Origin of the sequence: Streptomyces sp. NPDC046859 (assembly GCF_040645135.1) — a bacterium.
Taxonomy (GTDB): Bacteria; Actinomycetota; Actinomycetes; order Streptomycetales; family Streptomycetaceae; genus Streptomyces.
Window position 1 is genome coordinate 26,932 of sequence record NZ_JBEYXR010000042.1, and the last position, 21,391, is coordinate 48,322.

The window sequence follows — 21,391 nt, forward strand, 5'->3', positions numbered from 1 at the left end:
CGCCGACGCGGGAGTGTTCCGGCATACGCCAGCCACACGGCTGACGTCGTCTTGTACTCCCCGCCGACGCGGGGGTATTCCGAGGTTCGCGGCGGTCTCCATGTCCACCTGGATCTCCTCCCTGCCGACGCGGGGGTGTCCCGTAGAAGAACTGGCTGGTGTTGCCGCCGATCACATCCTCCCCGCCGACGCGGGGGTGTTCCGCAGCACGGCCTGTTCTCTGAGTGCCCCCTCGGTGTCCTCCCCGCCGACGCGGAGGTGATCCGGATACGGCCGTGGCCCAGGGCATGCGGGCGAGCCGACGCGAGGGTGTTCCGCCGGCGTTCGCCGGACTGATGACCGGATATAGGTGTGGCGCATCTCCGGGTGGGGTCACGGGGTGGGGCGGGTTCCGGGGATGACACGGATGTGCCATCGTGCCCAGTCTCGTCGGGCGTGCGCGGCCAGTTCGATGCTGGCCAGAGCGGTTGCCTTCGCCGCTGCGACGCGCTGTGGCCACGGGCCGGTCCGAGGGCCGGTGAGGAGAGCTTCCAACAGTGGGCCGGCGAGCACGTGGTGGTCGAAGGGGACGCGGTGGGGCGAGGCGAGCAGCGTCAGTGGGGGCAGGTGGGCGGGGCGCAGGGCGGCCAGGGTTCGGTGTATGGCGGGGCTGGCGCCCCAGCAAGTGTCCAGGATGAGGGCGTTTGCGGTCAGGGGGCGGTGTAGGGCTGTCAGATCGGTGTCGAGGAAGCCTTCAGGTCGGGGGCCGGGGTAGGAGTGCGTGCAGATGTAGAGGACGTCCGCGTCGGCGCCGAGCGCGCGATCCGCGGCTCCGGGAGGCACGATCAGGACCGGCCGGGCCGGGGACGGCAGCGAGTTCACACGGGGCAGATAGGTCAGGCGGGCGGCGACCCGGCAGGCGTCCGCCTGGCAACGCGGGGACCGGGCGGGCGCGGCCGCTAGGACCCGCAGGTTCCGCACGATGCGGAGACGGCGGTGCCCTCGCCGACGAGTAGAGGTCTTCACTCGCTGTTCCTCCCCCGCTCTCGGTGACCGGATGGCCAGTCTGCTGGTGTACGGGGACGACGGGGGTGAGGTTCCCAATAGTCATGGTGTCTGCGGTATTTGGTCGCTTGCTGCATTTCGCCCGTGTAACTCCGGTCATGGGCGGCCGTCCGGTGTCGGCGCGGTGGGCGCGGTCAGCATGCGGTCCATGCGGTCTTGGTAGCGGTGGAGGTCTTCGGCCCAGCCGGGGACGAGGAGGTACTGCACGGTGCTCAGGGTGATCGCCGCCTCCCCCAACCGGCTGGCGGGGGCGATTCCTCCAACGCGCACCCACTGGTCCCACATCACGTCGTCCATCAGCTCTGCCAGCATCCCGGCGTCGGCGCGTTCCAGGAGCAGCTTCAGGAGGGTGGAGGACGCCTTGGTGCATGCGCGGACCGCCTCGCACAGCAGGCGTGCGTCTGCCCGTTCAAGGGCGCGGACCAGCCCGGGCAGTCCGTGAGCCAGTGGGGAGAGGGAGCGCAGGTCGGTTCCGGCTTGGTCGGCGGCGAGGTGGGCGGCGGTGATCTGGTCGAGGTGCTCGGGCGGGCCGGTCCACACGCTGCGCCAGGCCTCGGTGAGTTCTTCGGGGCTGACGTCGGCCATGCCGCCGGTCAGCAGCCGGGCGCCAATGCGGATCAGCGTGGTGTCGAAGGGGTTGGACAGCGTGCGGGGTTCGGGCAGGACGATTCCCGCGGTGCCGGCGTGGTCGCGCAGGAGGCCGTCCAGGTCCCGTCCGATGGCGCGCCGCCCCTGCAGCATCCGGGCGGCGAGGTCCTGGCGGGTATTGAAGGCGGTGTCGCTGTCGCCCTGCGGGATCTGGGCGAGGGTGATGCCCGCTTGGCGCAGGGGCATTTGGATGGTCCGGATGAGGGCTTGGCGCAGCAGTGCGGCGGTCTGTTCGGTGGCGTCGATCGCCCAGAACGTCCAGCCGATCCAGCTGATGCCGCGGCCTGGCCTGCTGAGGGCGGCGAGCCATGCAGCCCGGTGGACGATGTTGGGGCGCAGTGCGCTGGTTGCGGCATCGGTCCACTGGTCGGTGGGGGCCAGCCAGCGCTTGGCGCGCCAGCGTTCGAGGTGGTGAGGGCTGGCGGTCAGTCCCAGGCGGTCGACCTCGGCGGCCAGGGCGAGTTCCGCGGTGGTGGGCGGGGTGCGGGTCACAGCCGGCTCCTGCGGTCCGGGCCGGCGGCGGCGTAGACGGCGGTCGCCGTGGTGAGGGCGCTGGTCCACTGCGGGCTGCGGGCGGACAGTACGGCGGTGGCGGTCACCAGCAGCCACAGCAGGGCCCGGCGGGCGGTGTCCGGCCCGGGCTGTCGCGTTCTGTTTACGGTCGGGCTCCTTTCGTTGCCGGCCCCCGGGTGGGGGCGGCGGCTCTTCTATCTGGTCACACTGGCCGAGCGGGGACGGGAAGAACCTCGCGGGGCGCCCGCGGGTGTCGGCCGGGGGGCTGCGGACTGAGTTCGCAGCGCTGCGCGAGGCGGATCCGCGCGCTGGATGAACCGTCCGCGCAGCGGGCCGGCCGACGACCTCACGGTGATGTCGAGAGCTCGGAGTGGGGGACGCGTGGGCGGGGTCTGAACAGTGTGAGCGCGCCGGCGCGTGGTCTAGACCATGAGTGGGGTTGGAGTCGACTTTGCCGAACTAACCTGGTGTTTTCGGTGGTTGTGAGGTGCATTTTTGAAATGCGCGTAGTTCAGGGGGAGATGGGCGTACGCTTGGGTGGAGTCGGCGGTGTTCGTTGTCGTCGGCTGCGCACCGCTCTGGCTACATGGAACTGCATGCCGCAGGGTTCGAACTGCGGCATGAAGAGCGGCTGGCACCTGTCGTCGACGGGAGTTCGGTCCCCTGGGGATCCGACTGACCAGCAGCTCGCCTAGGACCGTGGAACGCCGGTCGGCACGGGACATCGCGGAGACATGAGCCGCTGGTGGAGCGTGACGGCGCTCGCCGCCCCCTGTGGACGGCGCGCAGTGGAGGTAGTGGCTCACGCCCTGCCCGCGGATATTTCCTGCTGCGCGCGATGCCCAGGAAGGGCAAGATCGTGACCTCTTCATTCGAAGATTTGGACGGCCTGGACGGGCAGGAGCCCGACGAGGGCCTGCCTCCTCTGCTGCGCCGCCCCGAGCCGGTCGCGGACCCGCTGCTGGTGACCCAGCTCCGTGGCACCCGTAAGGAGCTGCTCGCGAACCCCGAGGTCTCCCTGGACGAGGCCGCGGCGAACGCCGTGACCTCGGGTGCGGTGGACCCGAAGCGGCTGCAGGCGCTCGTGGCCCGTGAGCCGATCAACCTGCTGACGGCCAAGCCGGTCGTCGGCGGGATGCTGTACGTGACCCCGCCGCACTACCGTTACCTCGACGTCGACGTCCTGCCGGACTTCATCAACCAGCGGTGGGCGGACCAGCTGTGCACGGCCATGGACGTGGCGCCGTCCACGTCGGTGGTGCCGGCGTACGAGACCGTGGTCGATCCGAAGACGGGCAAGCCGCTCGCGGTCTTCGCGGTGCGCATGCGGGACCGCAAGGCGCTGGCCAAGGCTGTCGGCGAGAGCATGCGCAAGACGTACGAGGCCCAGAAGGGCAAGAACGTCTATACGTCGAGTGTGCTGCAGCAGGGCGTGAAGGAGCCGCTGACGCTGTTCGTGATGCGGGTGGTGTTCGACGACGGCACCGAGGACACCTTCTTGGTCGCGGGCGACGGCAACAGCCGGATGGTGAGCATGTGGCTGGCGCGCACCGGCGGTGACATTGATGAGGCGATCTCGGCCTGCACCGCCTCCGTCATCGGTTCCACCGAGCGGTCCGGTGGGCGCAGCCGCGCGGAGCAGGCGGCCGCGCGGCGCCGGGTGGGCGAGCTGACGGCGCGGACCCGTAAGAACCTGGCGGCGTCCACGCTGACCGAGGCGACCCGTCGCGAGGGCCACACGCTGGCCTTCCCCGCCACTGTCGTGGTCGGTGCGCAGGCGGACGGGGGTGGGCCGCTGGCGGACCTGGTGGCGGCGCGGGACGACCTGCTGGCCACCCTGCACGTCCGCGTCACCCCCTGGACGGACGGGGCGCAGAGCACGCAGGGCATGCAGCGGGTCTACCGGCACGCCCTGCGCGAGGGCCTGATTACCCCGGACGTGCACCGGGTGCTGTCGGGCACGGTGGGTACGCAGGCCATGCACGAGCTGCTCGGGGTGCCGGCGCACCGGCTGTGGTCGGCTGCCGTCCACCAGCACGCGGTGCTCGCCGGAGCGCACGCGGACGCCATGAACCGGCTGATCAAGCAGGAGTTCGGGATGGTCCAGGCCCGGCGGCAGGCGATCAGCGAGCGGCTGGCGCCCATGGCGCTGTCGGCCTACCGCAGCAAGGAGGGCATCGAGCAGCCGCTGCGGGCCTTCGGCAACGGCGGCACGATCACCGACCGGGTGTGGAAGCAGCCGTGGAAGCTGACCAAGGGCGACGATGTCTTCGGGGTGCTCGACGATGTCCTCGCGCGTGCCCTGGCCGGCGAGGACGATGCCGTCGCGGAGCTGACCGTGCTGGGCGGGACCGCCGCGCTCCTCGACGGGTACATCACGCGGGACCGCGGCTCGAAGGAGGGCACCGACCGCGACAGTTACAAGGCGCCCTTCCGGGCGACGCCGGTCAAGCTCCTGACGCTGCTGTCGAAGACCTCCGGCGGGCTGCGGATGCTGCACTCCATCGCCGTCGCCCATGTCGCCGCCGACCCGGCCGTGCTGCCGAAGCTGTTCCACACCCAGGAGCGCAAGGTCGAGGACGTGGTGGTCCACGATGGCGAGCCCATGCGGGACAAGTCCGGTGTGCAGGAGATCCTCGACTATGAGTGGGACCTCGTCCACGCCGCCGACCCGGCCCACGCCCTGGCCACCATCGCCAAGAACCGCGCAGAGGCCAAGGCCAAGACGGACGGCACGTCGGCGGAACCGGAGGCCGAGGACGCGAAGCAGCGCCGGCTTCTCGAGCAGGGCGTCAGGGGCGCGGACAAGGCCGGGCGGGCTCTGGCCCGCATGAGCCAGAAGCGCGGCAACCAGGTCTTCGGCGCCTTCGAGGCCGTCGAGGCGCTGCGGGTGCAGCTGGGCCAGCTCGAGGGGATCCTCGCGAAGTTCGGGCCGGCCGATCCCTCGATCTTCGTGGTCGACGAGGACCTCGACGGGGACGAGGAGGACGCCGAGTGAGCACGGTTCTGACTGTGCCGGCGGCGATCGGCCAGGCGCTGCGGCCAATCCTGCGGCTGCTGGGCCCGGTGCTAGACGTCCCCGCGGACGCAGAGGGCCGCGGGGGCTCGCCGGTGGTGGTGTGCCGGGCCAGCCCGGCCGTGGTGCGCCGCCGGGTGACCGCGAGCTGCGCGGTGTACGTCGCGTGGGACAACCGCCGTGGGTGCCGGTACGTGGGCAGCGTGTGCCGCCAGGGCCCGGGCGCGGTCGGCGACCGGCTGGCCGAGCACTACGCCCACCGCACGGCCGGGGCGCCCCGGCGGACCTCCTGGTGCCTTCTGACCGTGCTCCCACTGTGGGAGTGGACCGGCCTGGAGGCGGTCCGCGTCGCCGAGGGGTGGACGGCCCGGCTGCTGAACCCGGCGGACGGCTCGGCCCACCCGCGGGTGGATCTCACGCAGACGCCCGCAACGCTGATCTCCGTGCCCGTCCGGGCGCGGTAGGAGACAGCCGCTGTCCTGTGGTACTGGCTTCACGGACCGGGCACGGTCCGTGAACGGGTGCCTGGGCCACCGAGGGCGCCCTGCCGGTGGGCGTAGGGGATCAGACGGCTGAAGGGCCGCACCGAAGCCTGGGGGACGTCGGTGCGGTGCGGGGCCGTCGCCGGAAGTGCGACGGCCCTGCAGAACGGGGGAGCGCAGGCGGCGTGGTGCCGCCTGACCAGGAGAGGGAGGACTGTGACATGCCGCTGAATTGGGACTTGATCGGCACGGGGGACAGCGAGGCGCTGCTGCGGCCCCGGGACATCTACGCGGGGCTTGCCAGCCGGCCGTGGCCGTATCTGCGTCATGAGCAGGGCGAGGTGCTGGACAAGTGGTTCGACCGGCGTGAGCAGCGGGATGTGGTGATCAAACAGAACACCGGCGGGGGCAAGACGGCCGTCGGCCTGCTTATCGCGCAGAGCACGCTGAACGAGGGCGTCGGCAAGGCCGTGTACCTGACGCCGGACAACTACCTCGTCAAGCAGGTCCGCGAGGAGGCCGCCAGGCTCAGCATCGCCACCACGGACGATCCATACGACCCGGCGTTCACCACCGCGCAGGCGGTGCTGGTGACGAACTACCAGAAGCTGCTCAACGGCAAGTCGGCGTTCGGTGTCGTCGGAGACGGGAAGGAGCCGGTCGACCTGGGCATCGTCGTCGTCGATGACGCGCACGCCGCGCTGACGCGGACCGAGGACCAGTTCCGGCTGCGAGTGCCCGCTTCGCACGAGGCGTACGGCAAGCTGCTGGAGCTGTTTGCGGACGACCTGCGTCACCAGTCGGCCAACGCCTGGGCGGGGCTGGAGGACAAGGACCCCACCGCGTTGGCACCGATCCCGTTCTGGGCGTGGGCGGACAAGCGTCACGAGGTGCTCAGAATCCTGCGGCCGCACCGGGAGGAACGCGACTTCAAGTTCGTGTGGCCGCTGCTGGCCGAGGTGCTGCACCTGTGCACCGCGACGGCGACAGCGACGGCCATCGAGATCAGGCCCTCGTGCCCGCCGATCGACCGCATCACCTCGTTCGTGCGGGCCCGCCGCCGGGTCTACCTGACCGCGACGCTCGCCGACGACAGCGCCCTGGTCACCGACTTCGGTGCCGACCCCAAGCTCGTCGCCCAGCCCGTCACGCCGGGCAGCGCCGCCGACCTCGGGGAGCGGATGATCCTGGCCCCGGTGGCCCTCAACCCGGACCTGGACGACGAGGCCGTCCGCGTGCTGGCCCGCCAGTTCGCCGACGGGGACCAGGACGGCGACGGCGTGGCCGAGACCGATCCGGTCAACGTCGTCGTGCTGGTCCCCAGCGAACGGGCCGCCGCCGACTGGGCACGCCACGCCCACCACATCTGGCGGGTCGACGACCTCGAGGCCGGCGTGAAAAAGCTCCGGGCCGGGCACGTGGGTCTGGTGGTGCTGGTCAACAAGTACGACGGCGTCAACCTCCCAGCCGACGCCTGCCGCCTGCTGGTCCTCGACGGGATTCCCCGGCCCCTGGACTCGGTGGAGCGGCGCGAGGCCGTCGCGCTGGCCGACAGCACTGTCCGCCTGGCCCGCGAGGTCCAGCGGATCGAGCAGGGCATGGGCCGCGGCGTGCGGGACGGCGAGGACTACTGCGCGGTCCTGCTGCTGGGTGCCAAGCTCGCCACGGCGATCCACGACGCCCGCCACCTGGCTCTGTTCTCCCCCGCCACCCAGGCGCAGCTGAAGCTGAGCCGGGGCATCGCGGGCCAGATCAAGGGTGAGGGGCTGAGCGAGGTGCGCGAGGCCCTGCGGTCCTGCCTGGGCCGGGCGCCGGTGTGGCGGGAGCGCAGCCGGCGGGCGCTGGCGGAGGTGCGCTATGCCGAGCACGGGACGGTGCGGCCGGAAGCCGTCGCCCTGCGGGAGGCGTTCGATTTCGCGGCCACCGGCCGTCCCGCGGCCGCGGCCGAACGAGTGCAGAAGGCGGTGAACGACATCGGCGACAGCGACAAGGCACTGCGGGGCTGGCTGCGCGAGCAGAAGGCCGCCTACCTGCACCTGACCGACCCTGTGGCCGCCCAGCAGGCCTTGGCGGGCGCACTGACCGACAACACGTTCGTCCTGCGGTCCGTGCACGGTGCCGCCCCCGTGCGGCTCAAGGCAGCCGCGGTGCAGTCGCGTGCCGCCGCCGAGTTCCTCGCGGAACGCTACCGCGACGGCGTCAGCCTGAGGCTCACTGTGCAGGCGTTGTTCGAGGATGTGGTCTGGGGCGATGACGAGCGCTCCGACGACGCCGAGGCGGCCTGGAAGAGCCTGGGCGAGCATCTCGGGTTCGCCAGCAGCCGCCCGGAGAAGCTGTACGGCACGGGACCGGACAACCTGTGGGCGCTCTCGGCCGAGCAGCAGGCCGTCACTGAGCTGAAGACGGGCTGCACCACCACGACGATCGCGAAGTCGGACATGAATCAGCTCGGCGGCAGCGTCCGCTGGCTCAACGACCACAACCCGGAGGTGAAGGCCCTCCCGGTCATGGTGCACCCCAGCCGGGTCAGCGACGCCAAGGCCAACACCGTGCCGGGCATGCGCGTCATCACCCCCGCCTTGTTCGCCAAGCTGAAGGAGGCCGTGACGAGTTACGCGGCCGCGCTCGCCGCCGCGCCGGACCGGTGGGCGGACGAACAGACCGTCCGGGAGCAGCTCGCGCACCACAAGCTCACCGGCGAGCGGTTCTTCGCCACCTACGCCGAACCCGTGACGCCTTCCTGATCAATGCCGCGGCCTGCCGGACGGTCTCGTGCCAGCCGGGAGGGGGCCTGCCGCGTCCACCGGGCAACCCCCTCCCCCGCCGCCGGGATCGGGTCAACGTCCTGCCCGGGCACTGAAGATGTACTGGGCTTTTGAGCATCTCGGGCGCCGTGATTCAGATCACAAAGAAAATCCGGGGTGCGGTGTCGGATCGGGTCCGTGCCGGGACCGAGAGGAGAAGGATTGTTGCCGACAAGGAGACGCCCATGGCCACCGAAGACCAGACACCCAGTTACACCATGGTCGAGGACGACGACTCCGTCCACACCGATCTGGCGGAGCGGATCAGCCAGTTCAACTACTTCTCGAATCACGGCGCGGCGGTCACGGCCTTGTTCCCGGCCCACTGGAGCGAGAACAACGGCGACACCGTGACCCTCCGTGAGGACGGAAGCGTCGCTCTCGACGTGGACGGCGCGTTCGGGCTGCCGGAGCCGTTCGACCGTGTCGCCCCTCCCATGATGATCACCACCACCACCGGCATGGCGGTACTCAAGGCCGGCCACCCGGCCAACCAGACCATCGCGTCCGGGTTCCGGGCTTTGAACATCCCGATCCCCGACGTGATCCAGGCACTGAGCGCCCGCGAGGCCGCCCTCGCCGGCGACGGATCCACCATCCGCTCCTTCACATCGGACGTGCTGGGAAGGTGGAGCGGATGGAACGAGCCGGTCTCCACCGCCTTGCTCGGCAACTGGGCAGACTCTCTCTTCGACCAAGGCCGCCTCACCCCAGACGCCCTGATCAAGCTGAAGTCAGAGGCCAGTGTCATCCACCGGCAGCTCACCCCGGTCTGGCGCCGCAAGACCGCCCAGGAGCGGCTGCTGCTGCTCGACACCCCGCTCGGCGACGGGCTGACTCTGTACGACCTGATCCCCGCACAGGCCGCCGCCGGCACCGGGATCGAGGCCGTCCTCGACAACCCTCGCCTGGCCGAGATCCTGGAGGCCCTCTCCCCGGACGAGCGGGCGGTGATGCTCGCCCTCGGCTGTCCCGGGGTCGTCACCTGGGCCGAAGCGGCCATGGCCGCCGGTGCTGCGGAGCCGGAGCGTCAGGGCAAAAGGGTCCGCCGGAAGGTGAAGAGGCTCGCTGCGCGCATCACCGGCCGCTCTTCACAGGCCGAGGCGGGCACGGTGAGCGGGCGATGAGCGCCCGCAACGCCGTCTCCACCCGCCCGGGCTGGCGTCGGGAGGTGGTGCTGCGGTTCGCCCTGCCGCGCCTTCCGGCCTGCACCGCGGTCCTCGGCACCGGCAGCGTCGCCGCGGCTCTGGTCCACGGCACCGTCCCGGCGGGGTCCCCGCTCGTGTGGCCGCTCGTAGTCCTCTCCCTCGGCACGATGGCGTACGACATCGCACTCCGCGCCCTGCACACCGCACCGGCGGACCGCGCTGCCGGACAGCCTCCAGGTTCTTCTCGGCCTGGGTGAGTGCGGCCCACCCACCCCGCGCCTGCCGCACCCTGGTTCGAGGGCTCGCGATGCTGGGCCTTGACCACGCGCGTCCGGCCCAGCTTGTGCCGGGCGCGTGTGGCCGTCGCCTCGACGACGCGGGCCGCGACCTCGTTGCGGCGCGCCCAAGGGAGACAGGGGATTCCGCACCCGCCAGCCCGGACCCGGCATCAGGAGGCCAGGTCCGGGCCGGCGCGGGTGCGGGCCGGGGAGTGGCAGGCGGACCGGGGGTGGTCTGCGCGCCGCACACTTCCTGGCACTGGAATGCCCGTGTGGCCCCGGCACCTGACCAGGAGACCCGGCCCCTCTCGGGCATCGCGTACGGATTTTTATGTCGTTGCCGCAAGCTGGCGGCGCTTGGCGCGTTCGATCTGGCGCAGCAGCAGGTCGGCGAACTGGATGATCTCTGCTGCCTCGATCGGGCCGTCGAAGTCGACGGTGCGGTGGCTGGCGGGGTTCTTGTAGGCGCCCATGGCAGCGGCGAACAGGTTGGCAATGGCCGCCTGTTCCCCTCCCTCTGCTCCCACATCGGCGAGCGCACCGCCGGCCTTGCCGTTTTCGTGGGGCAGAACGCTTCCCGTATCAGCTTCACTCCGACCAGGGAGTGGTCGAGTCCCGAGGCGTCGCGGACAGCGACCTCGACCGCCTTCATCGCGGCGAAGCACGCCGTCTCGTAGTCACCCAGGTCGAAGTTGGTGCGCACTGTGTCTTCCGGAGCCGGATGGAGGGGGCCGGACAGCCGTTGCCGGTCACGGCCGCAGGGCCCTCCGGGACGAGGGCCGACAGACGGATTTTGTCAGCGGCCTCTGGTGAACTGGGTGCGGCCGGGGGCCGGGATGCGCTTGGCCGGGCCAGAGGGGGTGGGTGCTTGGACGTCGAGATGTCTTCAGCAGTGGGGACGGCTGGGGTGAGCCGTGGATGCTCGATGTCGAGATAGTTGATTCGCTGCGGTTCGGCCCTCCGGTCGGCCGGACGGATCTAGAGGTCGCCGTCGCGCTGACGCGGCTGCTGTACGACGATTTCGTCTCCCACGGCACCAACGGTCAAGGCAGGCGCTTGGACGACGAGACGGTCCCCGTGGTTATGAAAGCCCACCGCACCGTGCTGGAGGGCCTCGCGCTGAAGCCGCCTGTCTGGCCATTTCGGACGTTCGACGGCCCGCGCGGCTTCGGGAGTCACCGCGTGGGCCGGTTCCTTGGATCAATGTCGATGAGTTCGGGAGTCACTCACGGCCCGGCGGGTGGTTTGTGCGACATCCCGTGAGTAGTTGAGGTCCAGGAAATCCTGGCGAGATTGATCTTGGTCGGAACGACTGGCCAAGGAGACGCGGCCGGGCGTCCCGGACGAACGGCTACGACTCCGCGGTCAGAGCTCGCCGCGGCGTGCGAGCTGCTTCAGCGCGTTCTCACGGATGATCTCGTTCTCGTCGTCGCGAAAGCCCTCGAGGGCTTCCCGGGCCTCCGGGCCGGGAATGGCGCCGAGAGCCCAGATTGCCTTCACCGCGAGGGCCCGGTTCTCGTCCCAGTCCAGGTACGCGGGAACCCAGCGAGTCGCCAAGACCAGCGTCGGCAGGGTCTTGGGCGAGCGGAGCGTGCCCAGCATGGACACGATGTCCTCGTACCCCCTGTGCCAGTCGGCAGGGAACAGCTCGCTCAACGGCTCCAGGAACTCCTCGGCCGAGGCGTCGGCGGCGGCATGGACGATCAATGCCATCTCGACGTCGTCGGCGTCCTGGCGCTCCATAGCGTCCCGGAGCAGCCGGAGCGCCAGGGCCGCACCGTCGGACTCGCCGAAGTGGGCGAGCACCTCGTCGATCGTGCGTGTCGGGGGCGAGCACGGTGCGACCGCCAGGCCCATGACCAGATCCTGCTCCTCAGGGGTAATCGTCTGACCACCTCCCATGCGTTGATCGCCCCAGCTCTTGGGTGGACCCTAGCAAGATCATTTTCAGCAGTGCCTCCCGAACTCGTGAACATCGGCCTGGCCGCCCACAGGACGCCTTCTGAGCTCATCGACAAACGACTCCCGTTCTCGCGAACAGAGCCAGTCCGAGCGTGAGTGCAGGGACCTGAGATGCCGGGCTCATGGGCGGCTTCTTCTCCGGGGCTCGCGGTATTTCCATCCGGGGTGCCTCTTGATGTTCAGCGTTTCGCGGTGCCCATCTGCTCGGGGGTCGTCTGCATGTGCTCACGGTCGACCGCTCTGGTGTCCGGGGATGTGTAGGGACCGGGGTCGGGGCGGCTGGGGCGGCTGCCCCAGATGGAGGGGTGGTCGGCTGCGGCGAGGAGGCTGTTGATGCGGCGGGCGAACTCGTGGCCGGGTAGCGGGAGTTCGATGTCGGGCTCACGGAGGTAGCCGGCCGTGACGGCCGTGGGGATGTAGGCCATGAGTTTGCTGACTCCGGCGGGCCGGGAGCGGACGGTCTGCTTGGCGAGGTGGCCAAGGACCCGCATGAAGTGGGTGGTGGTCGTGCTGGTGATGCGGTGTTCTGCCGGGTGCCAGGTGCCGGCGTCGTCGAACGCGGGGGGTTGGGGTGGAGGCTGGACGTCGTCGGTCTGCCGGTGCCAGAAGTCGGCGGTGTCCCCCTCCCCCAGTGCCAGGTGGTGGAGGTAGAGGCAGTAGGCGGCGGCTGCTTGTCCGGCGCCGGCGGCGTACTGCCACCAGAAGCGGGCGCCTTCGTCTGTGTCGGTCAGCTGCAGGACGCACGCGAGGACCAGGGCGGCACGTGGTTCGGGGACTTGGTCGGTGACGAATTTGGCTACGGTGCCCGGTGGGGTATGTGAGACGAGCGTTTCGCACAGAGTACGAAGGTCCTCAGCCGCCGCCTGGCGGCTGCCGACCGGGCAGCTGTGGACGGTGGGGTCGGCCTCGGGTGCGGGTGATGGGGCGGTCGAGTGGACGATGTCGCGCGGCAGGGTGCGCTCGCGAACGAGCATGGCTCTGGACAGGAGTTCTTCGATGCCGGTCACGGGGTGTTCCCTTCGGTAGGAGGCGGCGGCGGGCACAGGACGCTCTCCAGGAAGCGGGTGGCGTGACGCTCGTCTGAGCGGACGGCGGCCAGCGGCACGCCCAGGAGAGCGGAGACGGTCTCGGGCGGGCGATTCCACAGCCGGCGCAGCACCATGACGTCGAGCTGGCTGCTGGGCAGGCGGCTCATGGCCGCGAACAGCTTCAGGCTCTCGGTGATCTGGTCCATACGGTCGGCCGGGTCGTCGAGGGACTGAAGGGCGGCGGTGTCGAAGGCGGCCATCCCCAGCTCGGGCCGTCCGTCCCGGTGCGGGGTGCTGGCCATGACCGTGGCGCGCAGGACGTTCCAGGCGTAGCGGCGGGTGTCCTGGCTGGCCAGGGCGTCGTCCCAGGACAGCCAGAGAATGTCGAAGGTGTTGGCCACAGCGGCGTCACGCCGGTCGTCGTCGAGGAAGACCTGGGCGTAGAGAAGGTAGTCCAGTTCCACGAGTTCGCGGAACGCGCGGTGGTCCAGGGGCGGGGCCGTGTGGGTGGCGGTCAGGATCGGGGTCCGTTCGGTGCAGTCGTCGACCCACTCGTTGCTCCTGTGGGCTTCGAGCGCGGCCTGGCACCACAGCCGGTACAGGGGCCAGTTCGGCATGCCCAGCTCGGTGGCCAGTAGGTAGACGATTTCCCAGCGGGGGTAGAGACCGACACCGCGCAGCAGTTCGGAGAGCTTGGACTTGGCGAACCGCATGCGTGTGCTGAGATCGCTCAGGGTCAGACCGCTGGCGAGGTAGCTCTCGCGCATCGGGTCCAGCCAGGCCCGGTGGGCGCTGCCGACGAACGAGGCGATCGGTCCGAGCTTGCGGCCGGGCCGGACGGTGAACGGTCTGTCGGGTGGTACCGGTGGCTCGGCAGGAGTGATCACGGGGCGTCGTCCTCCTTGTCCGTGGCCGCGTCGACGCGGTTGCCGGTGCCGGGCGCGGTGTGGGAGCGGGAGGCGTGCACGATCTGCTGCACGGTCAGAGCAAGGGCCGGGGCGAGCGCGGCCACTGCGGCCGTCTGGCCGGCGGCGACAAGCACGATGCTCCAGGTGAACACCGTTGCCGTGACCGTGGTGACGACTATCTGACGGGACTTCATCCAGATTCCTCTGCTGTCGGGAGGTCGGCCTCAGGGATCCGGCGGCCCCATCCGGAAAAGGGGCCGCCGCGCACCACGGGCGGGCGGGTGCCAAGCCGCAGTGCCCGGGGAGGTGAACCAGCATGGTCAGAACGGCAGTTGTGACGCCACGTGATCAAGGAATCACGGAACAATGGCGATCACCGGCACCCTCCGAACGCCTCGCCAGAACCACGTCGGTCAGAAACGCAAGCAGGCGCGCGGACGGGTGGAAGTTCCCGGATTTCCTTGCAATTGCACGTCGAAGAGACGTCAATAGAACAGACGCCGTTGGTGTCGGCCTTCCATCCGGAAGGGCCCGCCCCCGTGCCAACCCGTCAAAGGGGGGAAGCGGGCCATGCCGCTCTCGCCTGGCCAGCCGTAAAGCCAGGCGAGAGCACAAAGTCCCATGCCGGGACACGAGGACCGTAGACCCCGCCACTGACAACGCCCGCCGACAGGCCGTGGAACGACCCTCCCCCATGGCTGTTGCATGAGGGAGTGAGCCCTTTCCAACCTCAGCTTGCCGTTGTCAGGCGACTCCCCCACCACCGACATCAGCCCGCCCAGCGCGTGCGGGTCGGTGGTCGACATGATCCGGGCGGCGACGAGGCCGTCGCGGCCGGCCGTGTCCAGGGAGGAGACGATCACCATGTGTTCCAGGTGGCCGTCGCGGCGCCAGGCCAGCGCCGTCTGGACCGCCAAGTCCAGTGTGGGGACGACGAACAGCACCAGTCGCGCGCCGAGTCCGCCACCCGGATCGACACCAGCGTCTTGCCGGTCCCCGTCGCCCACGAACAGTGCTCAATGGCGGTGGTGGAGGGCCAGGGCCCGCGCGCTCGGCTCGTTCGGCTGGACGTACCCGCCCGTCACGGCCCCGGGCGGAGCGTCCGGTCCTCGCGGTCGAAGGGCAGGTCGAGCATTCGGAGCGCGTTCCCGGACGAAACGGGTCGCCGAGGAGCATTGTCGGCGGGCTGTCCGACGAGGTGGCGTACAAGCTGCTGCCTCCGGCCCGCGGCACTGAGGCGAGCATCACGCACACTTAGCGTACGAACAGCGCGCATTTTCCGTACGAACAGTTCTGGTGGGTGGTAGGGGGCCTCACCCGAGGGTGCTCTTTGCAGTGGCCTCCGCCCTTCAGCCCGTACCGGTCTCGGATCGGAAGAGCTGTATGACTGTGGTCGAACTGGCGCGGCCGGGCCGTCCTGAGCGGGCGCGGCTCTTCCCCGATCAGGCCGAAGCAGCGGGCGAGGCTGGTACGGCATCTGCGGCGCCCCGGGATGCTTTCGCGCGGCCCGCGCGCGCAGCGCGCCCACGGCGGCACCCGGTGCGATGCGCAGCCGTCGGTGTAGCGGGCGCGGTCATGCAGGGCCAGGGTGGCCGCGGCGTCGTCGTAGTCGCCGGGGCGGGCGGTGGCGAGCTGCACATCATCGCCCGCGCGGCGACCGTGTCGGAGATGTTCTCCCGGGCAGTCAGCAGGGCACGGGTGGTGACCACGGACGCATCGGGCAGGTCGACGTACTGGTAGGTGGCCGCGGTCACGAGGCGTCTCCGTCTTCATCGGTGGGGGGAAGTGCGGCCCGCCCGTCGCGTACGACATCCTCGCCGAGGCTGAAGGTGAGATGGCGGTCGGCGGCGGGGCCTGAGGCTTGCGCGGGTTGCAGCCTGGTTGGAGGACCTGGGGCGAGGTGGCATGCGGCACTCCCGCCCGCCCCGCTCGACAGCGCACGGGAGCACGTGCTGGTGGACGCTGACCCGCGTGTGCGACGCTGCAGGGACAACCAGCCTGGTCTGGTGAGGGGCCCCGCGCCGCCCTCAAAGGTCATCTGTCGGTGACCGGGGCGCGGTACGGGTTGTCTTGCTCGGCTGTACACGGCCCCACGCCGCGTGCTTGATGCCCTCTCCCCACGGAGGGCGTGATGGGCTCGACCCCGAAACGGGGCGAACCGTGAGCGACTTCACCGTGCTTTCACAGCAGTACCCCGACCGCAGCGTGATCACCGTGCGCGGGGAGATAGACCTGCACACTTGTCCCCAGCTGGCGAGGGCCGCGGCCATCATCCCGCTGGGCGGTAAGGCGTTGCACGTGGACCTGTCGGGTGTGTCCTTCATGGACTCCAGCGGGCTGAACCTGCTCGTGCTGCTGCGCCGGCGCCTTCACGCCGAGGGTGGCCGCCTGGCCGTCACCGGACTCCAGCCCCAGCCCACGCACCTCCTGCAGATCACCGATACCTACGCCCTGTTCGCGGCGGACACCGCGGCCGAAGACGGCTCCGATGACTCCCTGACCGCTTGGGCCTGTGGTCAGGGTGTGTCGCCGGAGTAATAGAAGCGGCAGCTCACACCCGGGCCAGGCGTGCGGGGTTCGCCGGGGCGCGGGTCGTACAGGGCGCGGCCGCCGGGCCACCGTCCGAGTTCGGTGAACAGGGCCACGCCGTCGTCGACCCGGTCCGGCAGCATCTGCAGGCCGGCGGCCAGCTGCCCACATCGCCGGGCGTGGTCGTGCACCATACCCACGACGGGTTCGTCCACCGCCTCGCGACGAGAGGGGACTCCCGTCCCGGCTCGGGGGGTAACACGGAACGGGAGCCCTACGTCCATCTTCCACGCCGTACCGCCGACCACACGGCCACTGCGGCGGCCCTTGTAGCGATCGTCGTCGCGCAACTGAGTGCCTCCCGGCGGCGCAGCGGGTCCACGGCGTGCTCGGCGAAGAACGCTCGGGGATCCGCCTGGCTGCGGGGTGGCGCGCAAGACCCCGCACCGGGTGCACGCCTTATGCGCAGTCCATACGCCCTCCGTACGTCATATGTACGCTTCACGGTGCAGTCTGCGACGGCACCGAACGCATCGCACGAAGATCCTGGAAGCCATCACAGCCGCCCCTCACCCGCCCAACGGCCGGAACGGCATGATGCGGACATGAAGACGACCAACGAGACGCCGGACGGCGTCGAGTTCGCTGCCCTCTGCCGGCAGGCATGGGACGTGCTGGTCCCTGCCCGCGCCGGTTACCTCGTCGACGTCTCCCCGTACTACGACGAGGTCTTCCACGAGGTCGCGCAGCGAACCGAGCACACCGGCAGCCTCGGCAAGACGGACATCGCAGCACTCGTCGTCTGGAAACGGCTCTCCGCACAGACCCGCTGGGTGACAGACCTCATGTCCCTGCCCGACACCCAGGTACGAGCCGTCACCGAGCGGGCCGTCACCGCCGTCCGCGACACCACCCTCACCCGCAGCGAAGCCGCCCGCACCGGACGCGGCATCATCGCCGAACTGCCCGGCTTCCGCACCGGCGACGCCCTCGCCTCAGCCGTCCTGACCGCAGCAGCACCCCAGCGGATGGCCGTCTACGACCGCCGCGTCCAACACGCCCTCCACACCCTCAGCCTCCCCCTCACCCCCGCACCAGGACGCTACGGCCGCTACCTCCAGCTCCTCGACGACCTCCTCCACCACGGCGCAGCACGCGCCGCCGGCTGGAGTGCCCGCGACATCGACACCGCCCTGTACTGGACCGGCGGCAACCCGCCCCAGCACGCACCGGCGTAGGCCCACCCACACAAGCTCTGAAGGCGCAACAAGCCTCTGATGCGGTGCAGGCCAAAGCAGGTCCGCGAGAGCGACGGCGCCCTCGATCAGCTACCCCATCATCGCTCTGACCCCCTGCTGGCACAGCTCTGCGTGCGGCGGGCGCTGAGGGGACGGTCTGCTAGTAGGGGTGCCACCACAGCCGGACCGACAGGCGCAGCAGGCGGCAGCGCAAGGTGGTGGTGTTGCGAGGCGGGACAAGCTCACCCAGGAGCAACTGGAGGCGCTGCGGGAGATGGTCGTGGAGTGGGCGTAGCCAGCGGAGGTCCTCTCCTGGCACCTCTGACGAGGGTCCCGATATGGCCACCGGTGTGTCGGGGTGCGCGGGGGCCGGGCTGTCTCCCTCATGACCTCGCAGCCTTGAGGGTCGAGCAGGAGGCTCCCAGGCGAAGACGCTGACCGCCACGGCGGCGATGGCCGCGACGGGAAGCACACCCGCCGGACGATGCCGGCCGGGATGGGCGACGCCCGCCCGGCCGTAGGTGAGCGCCGGGCGGGCGCTTGGAGGGAAGCCGCCGACGCGCGATCTACGGACGGGCCGACACCACCGCGAACGGACGCTCGGCGAGCTCCTCGCCCGGGCGGGAGCCCCGGCCCGGGCGGGCCGACTCCTGCGGACGGACGGCGGACAGACGGGACGTGGGACGCTGGTTCATCTCGAAGACTCCTCGGAGAAGATGAGTGGGACAGGGGTGATCTCAACAGGGGTGCCCTCTCCCAGCCAGGGGCAAAAAGGTCATATTGCGGTAATTCCGCTGGGTGGGAGCCGAGTTCATGCGGTGGTCTGGGGAGCGGCACAAAACCTCTCCTGCGCCGCGCTGCCGGTCCGCCCGGCGGGCGCCTGGCTCGCCGAGGTGGTGGCGGCCTGCCTGCTCGAGCAGCAAGGCCGGTGAGCGTCAGGTCCTGACGGCGCTCGGCGCGGCCGGGACACGCGACGGCGCGGCCTGCGGGTGCCGGCAGCACAATGGCCCGTGCCCCGCTCGCGGTCAGGTGCGGGCGGGGCGCGGGCCATGGGGCGGCCGGTGGTCAGTCGAGCTGCATCGGGACGCAGTCGGAGACGTACTTCTTGGCGACCCAGCCGGTCGAGTTCTTCGCCAGGCCGCTGCGCGACTTCGTGCCGAGCTTCAGCTTGATCCAGCTGCCCTTGGTGGCGATCTTCTTGCCCCAGTCGTTCTTGTACAGCAGTCCGCGCGAGGCGTAGCCGGTGCCCGGACCGGTGCGGAAGTTCACGCCGCTGGCCTGGTAGACCGCGTAGTAGACGTTCGGCTTGCACGGCATGCTCGCGCGGGTCTGGGCCTGGGCCGCGGCCGGGGCCTGGGCGAACGCGGACGGGGCCGCACCCACGGCGAGCGCGGTGGTCGCGGCGAGCGCGGTGGTCGCGGCGAGCGCGGTGGTCGCGGCGAGCGCGACGGCGGGAACGGCGCGGCGCAGTACGGACCGAAACGACACAACGGTCTCCTTGGTCGACGGTTGTGCCACGGAGCCTTCAGTCCGGCAGGGCCCCAAGACCGGTGAGCCGCCGGGATGTGTCACGGCCTGGCACGGCGACCGTGGTCGGCGTGCCGGGAGGCGGGAGCACGAGCGGGCGGGGCTCGTCTCACACGGGTGTGGCAGCGGCTGCGGGCGCGGTGCGGATGCACAGCAGCAGTGCGCAGCCGACGGCAGCCATCAACGGGACGGCGAAGTGGCCGCCGAGCGGCCCGGCCAGGGCGGTGCCGCCGGCCAGGCCGAGACGGATCGCACTGGCCATCCAGCTGACCGCCTCGGTCGACGTGCCCGGCGGAGCGAGCTTGGTGACGGTCAGGCTGGCGACGGTGAGCAACGGGACGAACAAGGCGCCCGGCAGCAACGCCAGCAGGAGCACCACTGCAGCGGGAAGCGCAGAGAGCAGTGGAAGCCAGCAGGCCGCGTATGCGGCGCCCAGCCACATCAGGTGGCGCGGTTGCGGGGCGGTGGTGGGCTGGAGGCGGGCGAACGCGACACCGCCGAGCAGTCCCGCGGCGGAGAAGGCCGCGGGCAGCACGCCTGCCAGCCAGGACGCGTCCTGTCGCTACGCCACGGCGACGGCGGCGACGTCCAGGGCCCCGATCGTCGCGCCGAGGAAGACCAGGGCTGCCAGCAGCAGCCGCATCGCGGGTGGGCGCAGGACACCGAGCCGCTCCCGGCGCCGTGGTGCCGCCCGCCACGCGCGCGCCGGCGGGGCGGTGGCGAAGGCGAGAGAGCCGGCCACGGTGACGGCGCCCGCCGCGGCGAGGGCGGCGGCCGGGGAGAGCCAGGTGGCCACCATAATGGCAAGGGCCGGGCCGGTGACGTAGACGATCTCCTGGGTGGAGGAGTCCAAGGTGTAGGCGGTGCGTACGTGGGCGTCGTCGGGCAGCACCGTGTGCCACAGTGAGCGCAGTCCGCCCTCCAGCGGCGGGCATCCCGCCCCTGCCAGGACCGCGCACCCGGCGGCCAGCGGCAGGTGGGCGGTGCCCGCCACGGCCAGGGTGCCAAGCGCGACGGCGACCAGGGCGGCGCCGAGGCAGCAGGGCAGGAGCAGGCCACGCAGGTCCGCCAGCCGTCCCAGCAGCGGCATTCCGATCGCCGGTGCGATGCCGTAGAGCGCGGCCAGCACACCCGCGTGCGCCAGGGAGTGCCCGTCCGCCTGTGCCGCCAGGATCAACGCGACGGGCACCATGCCCAGCGACAGGCGGCCGGTGACCGAGCCGATCAGCAGACGGCCGCAGTACCGATAGCGCAGCACGGCACGGAAGGCCGGCGGGGTGCGGGGCCGCTGCGGCGGGTCTGCCGCCGGAGCGGGCAGGGGTGGCGGCTGCGGTGCGCGGGCCGGCGCGCTTGTGGTGCGGGACATCGCGGACTTGGGCATGGGCCATCGCCTGCCTGCCTCTGCAATGGGGGGAATCGTGGGGTGCGGAAGAAGACCGCCGCCCGTGCGCCGAGGCCCAGGGCGCAGGCGGCGGCGTACGGACGGCGCCGGTGGCGAAAGAGGGGCCCAGCCGCCATGGCGAGAAGCCCAGCAGGCCCACCGCGGCGCTCTCAACGCCGCTTCCGGCGAGGCAGACGGCCGCTGCCGCACCTCCCGCCCCCTGGCCCGGTGATTGGACGGACCATTCCGTCACGCGCCGTCAGGGCCGGCTCGAGTCGTGCCTGAGGTTGACTCTCGAGCAGCTGGTGGGCGTCGTCCTCAGCGTGGTGCGTACCAACGAGGTGCGGCGTTCGGCGAGCCGATGCCCGGGCGTTCCGGGGGTGAGGATGACGGGTGGCCGCATGCGTTCGAGCGAGCTGTACGATGCCGGCCGTGGATACATCACAGGACGACCTGCGCTGCGGGCTCTGCGGGCAGGCTGTGAATCCCCGGCATGAACAGCACCACGACGGGCCCGGAGTCGGCACGGGCAGGCGTGTGGAGTACGTGGTCGTCGAACTGCGCGGCGCCTCGGCCCTGTTTCAAGCTGCCGATGACCCCTCTCGGACCCGCCAGACCGGTGCGGCCGACTTGGCGGAGCAGCTGGGGATCGACCTTCCCGATCTTCTTGGCCGCCATTACACCTGCTGGGAGACGCCCGGGGAGTACGGCGGTGTCTTCCGGAGCGGCTTCCAGCTGGCCTGACATGCTCCAGCGCGGGGCCATCTCCAGATGATCCGAAGGGAACGCCCTAGTGATCTGAGTCGGAGATTCGTCGTTGGTTCGGTATGAGTCGTCCGGGTCCGAAGATTCCGCCGTTGTCGGTCACTGATGCCCAGCGGGCGG

At 70.7% G+C, this 21,391-nt stretch carries 22 protein-coding genes and 1 pseudogene; 10 read left to right on the plus strand and 13 right to left on the minus strand.

From position 1 onward, the window contains the following. Positions 1-372: 372 nt before the first annotated feature. Together ABZ899_RS34950 and ABZ899_RS34955 are read right to left on the minus strand one after the other, a co-directional pair. On the minus strand, positions 373-960 hold the full coding sequence (locus tag ABZ899_RS34950; RefSeq protein ID WP_361354495.1) for a hypothetical protein: 588 nt from the start codon (positions 958-960) through the stop codon (positions 373-375). Positions 961-1,140: 180 nt separating this feature from the next. Further along, a complete protein-coding gene (locus ABZ899_RS34955; protein WP_361354498.1) occupies positions 1,141-2,184 on the minus strand; it encodes a hypothetical protein in 1,044 nt (347 codons plus the stop codon). Between the two features lie 880 nt (positions 2,185-3,064). On the opposite strand from ABZ899_RS34955, the gene ABZ899_RS34960 reads away from it, so the two are divergent. From ABZ899_RS34960 to ABZ899_RS34980, 5 genes are all read left to right on the plus strand, one after another. Then, on the plus strand, positions 3,065-5,203 hold the full coding sequence (locus ABZ899_RS34960) for a hypothetical protein (RefSeq protein WP_361354501.1): 2,139 nt from the start codon (positions 3,065-3,067) through the stop codon (positions 5,201-5,203). Next, entirely contained in the window at positions 5,200-5,685 is a 486-nt protein-coding gene (locus tag ABZ899_RS34965) for a hypothetical protein (RefSeq protein WP_361354504.1), read from the plus strand. Before ABZ899_RS34960 ends, ABZ899_RS34965 begins: the two co-directional genes overlap by 4 nt. A gap of 239 nt (positions 5,686-5,924) precedes the next feature. After that, positions 5,925-8,447 carry a DEAD/DEAH box helicase gene (locus ABZ899_RS34970; protein WP_361354507.1) on the plus strand — a complete coding sequence of 841 codons (2,523 nt, stop codon included), beginning with the start codon at positions 5,925-5,927 and terminating at the stop codon, positions 8,445-8,447. A gap of 245 nt (positions 8,448-8,692) precedes the next feature. Further along, on the plus strand, positions 8,693-9,634 hold the full coding sequence (locus ABZ899_RS34975; protein ID WP_361354510.1) for a hypothetical protein: 942 nt from the start codon (positions 8,693-8,695) through the stop codon (positions 9,632-9,634). Continuing rightward, positions 9,631-9,912, plus strand: coding sequence for a hypothetical protein (locus ABZ899_RS34980; RefSeq protein ID WP_361354513.1), 282 nt, complete (start codon positions 9,631-9,633; stop codon positions 9,910-9,912). The genes ABZ899_RS34975 and ABZ899_RS34980 overlap by 4 nt, the downstream gene beginning before the upstream one ends. 350 nt (positions 9,913-10,262) lie before the next feature. Here the strand turns inward: ABZ899_RS34980 and ABZ899_RS34985 are convergent. Beyond that, positions 10,263-10,636 (minus strand): annotated as a pseudogene (locus ABZ899_RS34985) (TIGR02391 family protein). A gap of 215 nt (positions 10,637-10,851) precedes the next feature. Here ABZ899_RS34985 and ABZ899_RS34990 point away from each other — a divergent pair. After that, positions 10,852-11,196 carry a hypothetical protein gene (locus tag ABZ899_RS34990; RefSeq protein WP_361354516.1) on the plus strand — a complete coding sequence of 115 codons (345 nt, stop codon included), beginning with the start codon at positions 10,852-10,854 and terminating at the stop codon, positions 11,194-11,196. A 102-nt stretch (positions 11,197-11,298) separates the two neighbouring features. On the opposite strand, the gene ABZ899_RS34995 is transcribed toward ABZ899_RS34990, so the two are convergent. The 5 genes from ABZ899_RS34995 to ABZ899_RS35015 all read right to left on the minus strand — a co-directional run bounded on the left by ABZ899_RS34995 (position 11,299) and on the right by ABZ899_RS35015 (position 14,838). Continuing rightward, positions 11,299-11,790 carry a HEAT repeat domain-containing protein gene (locus tag ABZ899_RS34995; RefSeq protein WP_361354519.1) on the minus strand — a complete coding sequence of 164 codons (492 nt, stop codon included), beginning with the start codon at positions 11,788-11,790 and terminating at the stop codon, positions 11,299-11,301. 284 nt (positions 11,791-12,074) lie between these two features. Next, positions 12,075-12,902, minus strand: a complete 828-nt coding sequence (locus ABZ899_RS35000) for a hypothetical protein (protein WP_361354522.1) — start codon at positions 12,900-12,902, stop codon at positions 12,075-12,077. Beyond that, entirely contained in the window at positions 12,899-13,810 is a 912-nt protein-coding gene (locus tag ABZ899_RS35005; RefSeq protein ID WP_361354524.1) for a sigma-70 family RNA polymerase sigma factor, read from the minus strand. The genes ABZ899_RS35000 and ABZ899_RS35005 overlap by 4 nt, the downstream gene beginning before the upstream one ends. Then, positions 13,807-14,025 carry a hypothetical protein gene (locus ABZ899_RS35010; RefSeq protein WP_361354527.1) on the minus strand — a complete coding sequence of 73 codons (219 nt, stop codon included), beginning with the start codon at positions 14,023-14,025 and terminating at the stop codon, positions 13,807-13,809. Before ABZ899_RS35010 ends, ABZ899_RS35005 begins: the two co-directional genes overlap by 4 nt. Before the next feature lie 291 nt (positions 14,026-14,316). After that, complete coding sequence (locus tag ABZ899_RS35015) at positions 14,317-14,838, minus strand: hypothetical protein (protein ID WP_361354530.1); 522 nt, start codon at positions 14,836-14,838, stop codon at positions 14,317-14,319. Between the two features lie 568 nt (positions 14,839-15,406). On the opposite strand from ABZ899_RS35015, the gene ABZ899_RS35020 reads away from it, so the two are divergent. Both ABZ899_RS35020 and ABZ899_RS35025 read left to right on the plus strand, forming a co-directional pair. Beyond that, entirely contained in the window at positions 15,407-15,571 is a 165-nt protein-coding gene (locus ABZ899_RS35020) for a hypothetical protein (protein WP_361354533.1), read from the plus strand. 420 nt (positions 15,572-15,991) lie between these two features. Then, positions 15,992-16,369 carry an STAS domain-containing protein gene (locus ABZ899_RS35025; protein WP_361354535.1) on the plus strand — a complete coding sequence of 126 codons (378 nt, stop codon included), beginning with the start codon at positions 15,992-15,994 and terminating at the stop codon, positions 16,367-16,369. On the opposite strand, the gene ABZ899_RS35030 is transcribed toward ABZ899_RS35025, so the two are convergent. Then, complete coding sequence (locus ABZ899_RS35030) at positions 16,348-16,560, minus strand: hypothetical protein (RefSeq protein WP_361354558.1); 213 nt, start codon at positions 16,558-16,560, stop codon at positions 16,348-16,350. The two genes, ABZ899_RS35025 and ABZ899_RS35030, sit on opposite strands and share 22 nt — an antisense overlap. Positions 16,561-16,965: 405 nt before the next feature. On the opposite strand from ABZ899_RS35030, the gene ABZ899_RS35035 reads away from it, so the two are divergent. Next, complete coding sequence (locus tag ABZ899_RS35035; RefSeq protein ID WP_361354538.1) at positions 16,966-17,598, plus strand: hypothetical protein; 633 nt, start codon at positions 16,966-16,968, stop codon at positions 17,596-17,598. 566 nt (positions 17,599-18,164) lie between these two features. On the opposite strand, the gene ABZ899_RS35040 is transcribed toward ABZ899_RS35035, so the two are convergent. The 4 genes from ABZ899_RS35040 to ABZ899_RS35055 form a co-directional block, all read right to left on the minus strand. Then, positions 18,165-18,293, minus strand: coding sequence for a hypothetical protein (locus ABZ899_RS35040; RefSeq protein ID WP_361354541.1), 129 nt, complete (start codon positions 18,291-18,293; stop codon positions 18,165-18,167). 370 nt (positions 18,294-18,663) lie between these two features. Then, entirely contained in the window at positions 18,664-19,086 is a 423-nt protein-coding gene (locus ABZ899_RS35045) for an SH3 domain-containing protein (protein ID WP_361354544.1), read from the minus strand. A gap of 148 nt (positions 19,087-19,234) precedes the next feature. Then, on the minus strand, positions 19,235-19,660 hold the full coding sequence (locus ABZ899_RS35050; RefSeq protein ID WP_361354547.1) for a hypothetical protein: 426 nt from the start codon (positions 19,658-19,660) through the stop codon (positions 19,235-19,237). 27 nt (positions 19,661-19,687) lie between these two features. After that, entirely contained in the window at positions 19,688-20,506 is an 819-nt protein-coding gene (locus ABZ899_RS35055; RefSeq protein ID WP_361354550.1) for an MFS transporter, read from the minus strand. Positions 20,507-20,938: 432 nt separating this feature from the next. Here ABZ899_RS35055 and ABZ899_RS35060 point away from each other — a divergent pair, with 432 nt between their 5' ends. Further along, the gene (locus ABZ899_RS35060) at positions 20,939-21,250 is read left to right on the plus strand and encodes a hypothetical protein (RefSeq protein ID WP_361354553.1); all 312 of its coding nucleotides are present in this window, start codon (positions 20,939-20,941) and stop codon (positions 21,248-21,250) included. Positions 21,251-21,391: the final 141 nt, after the last annotated feature.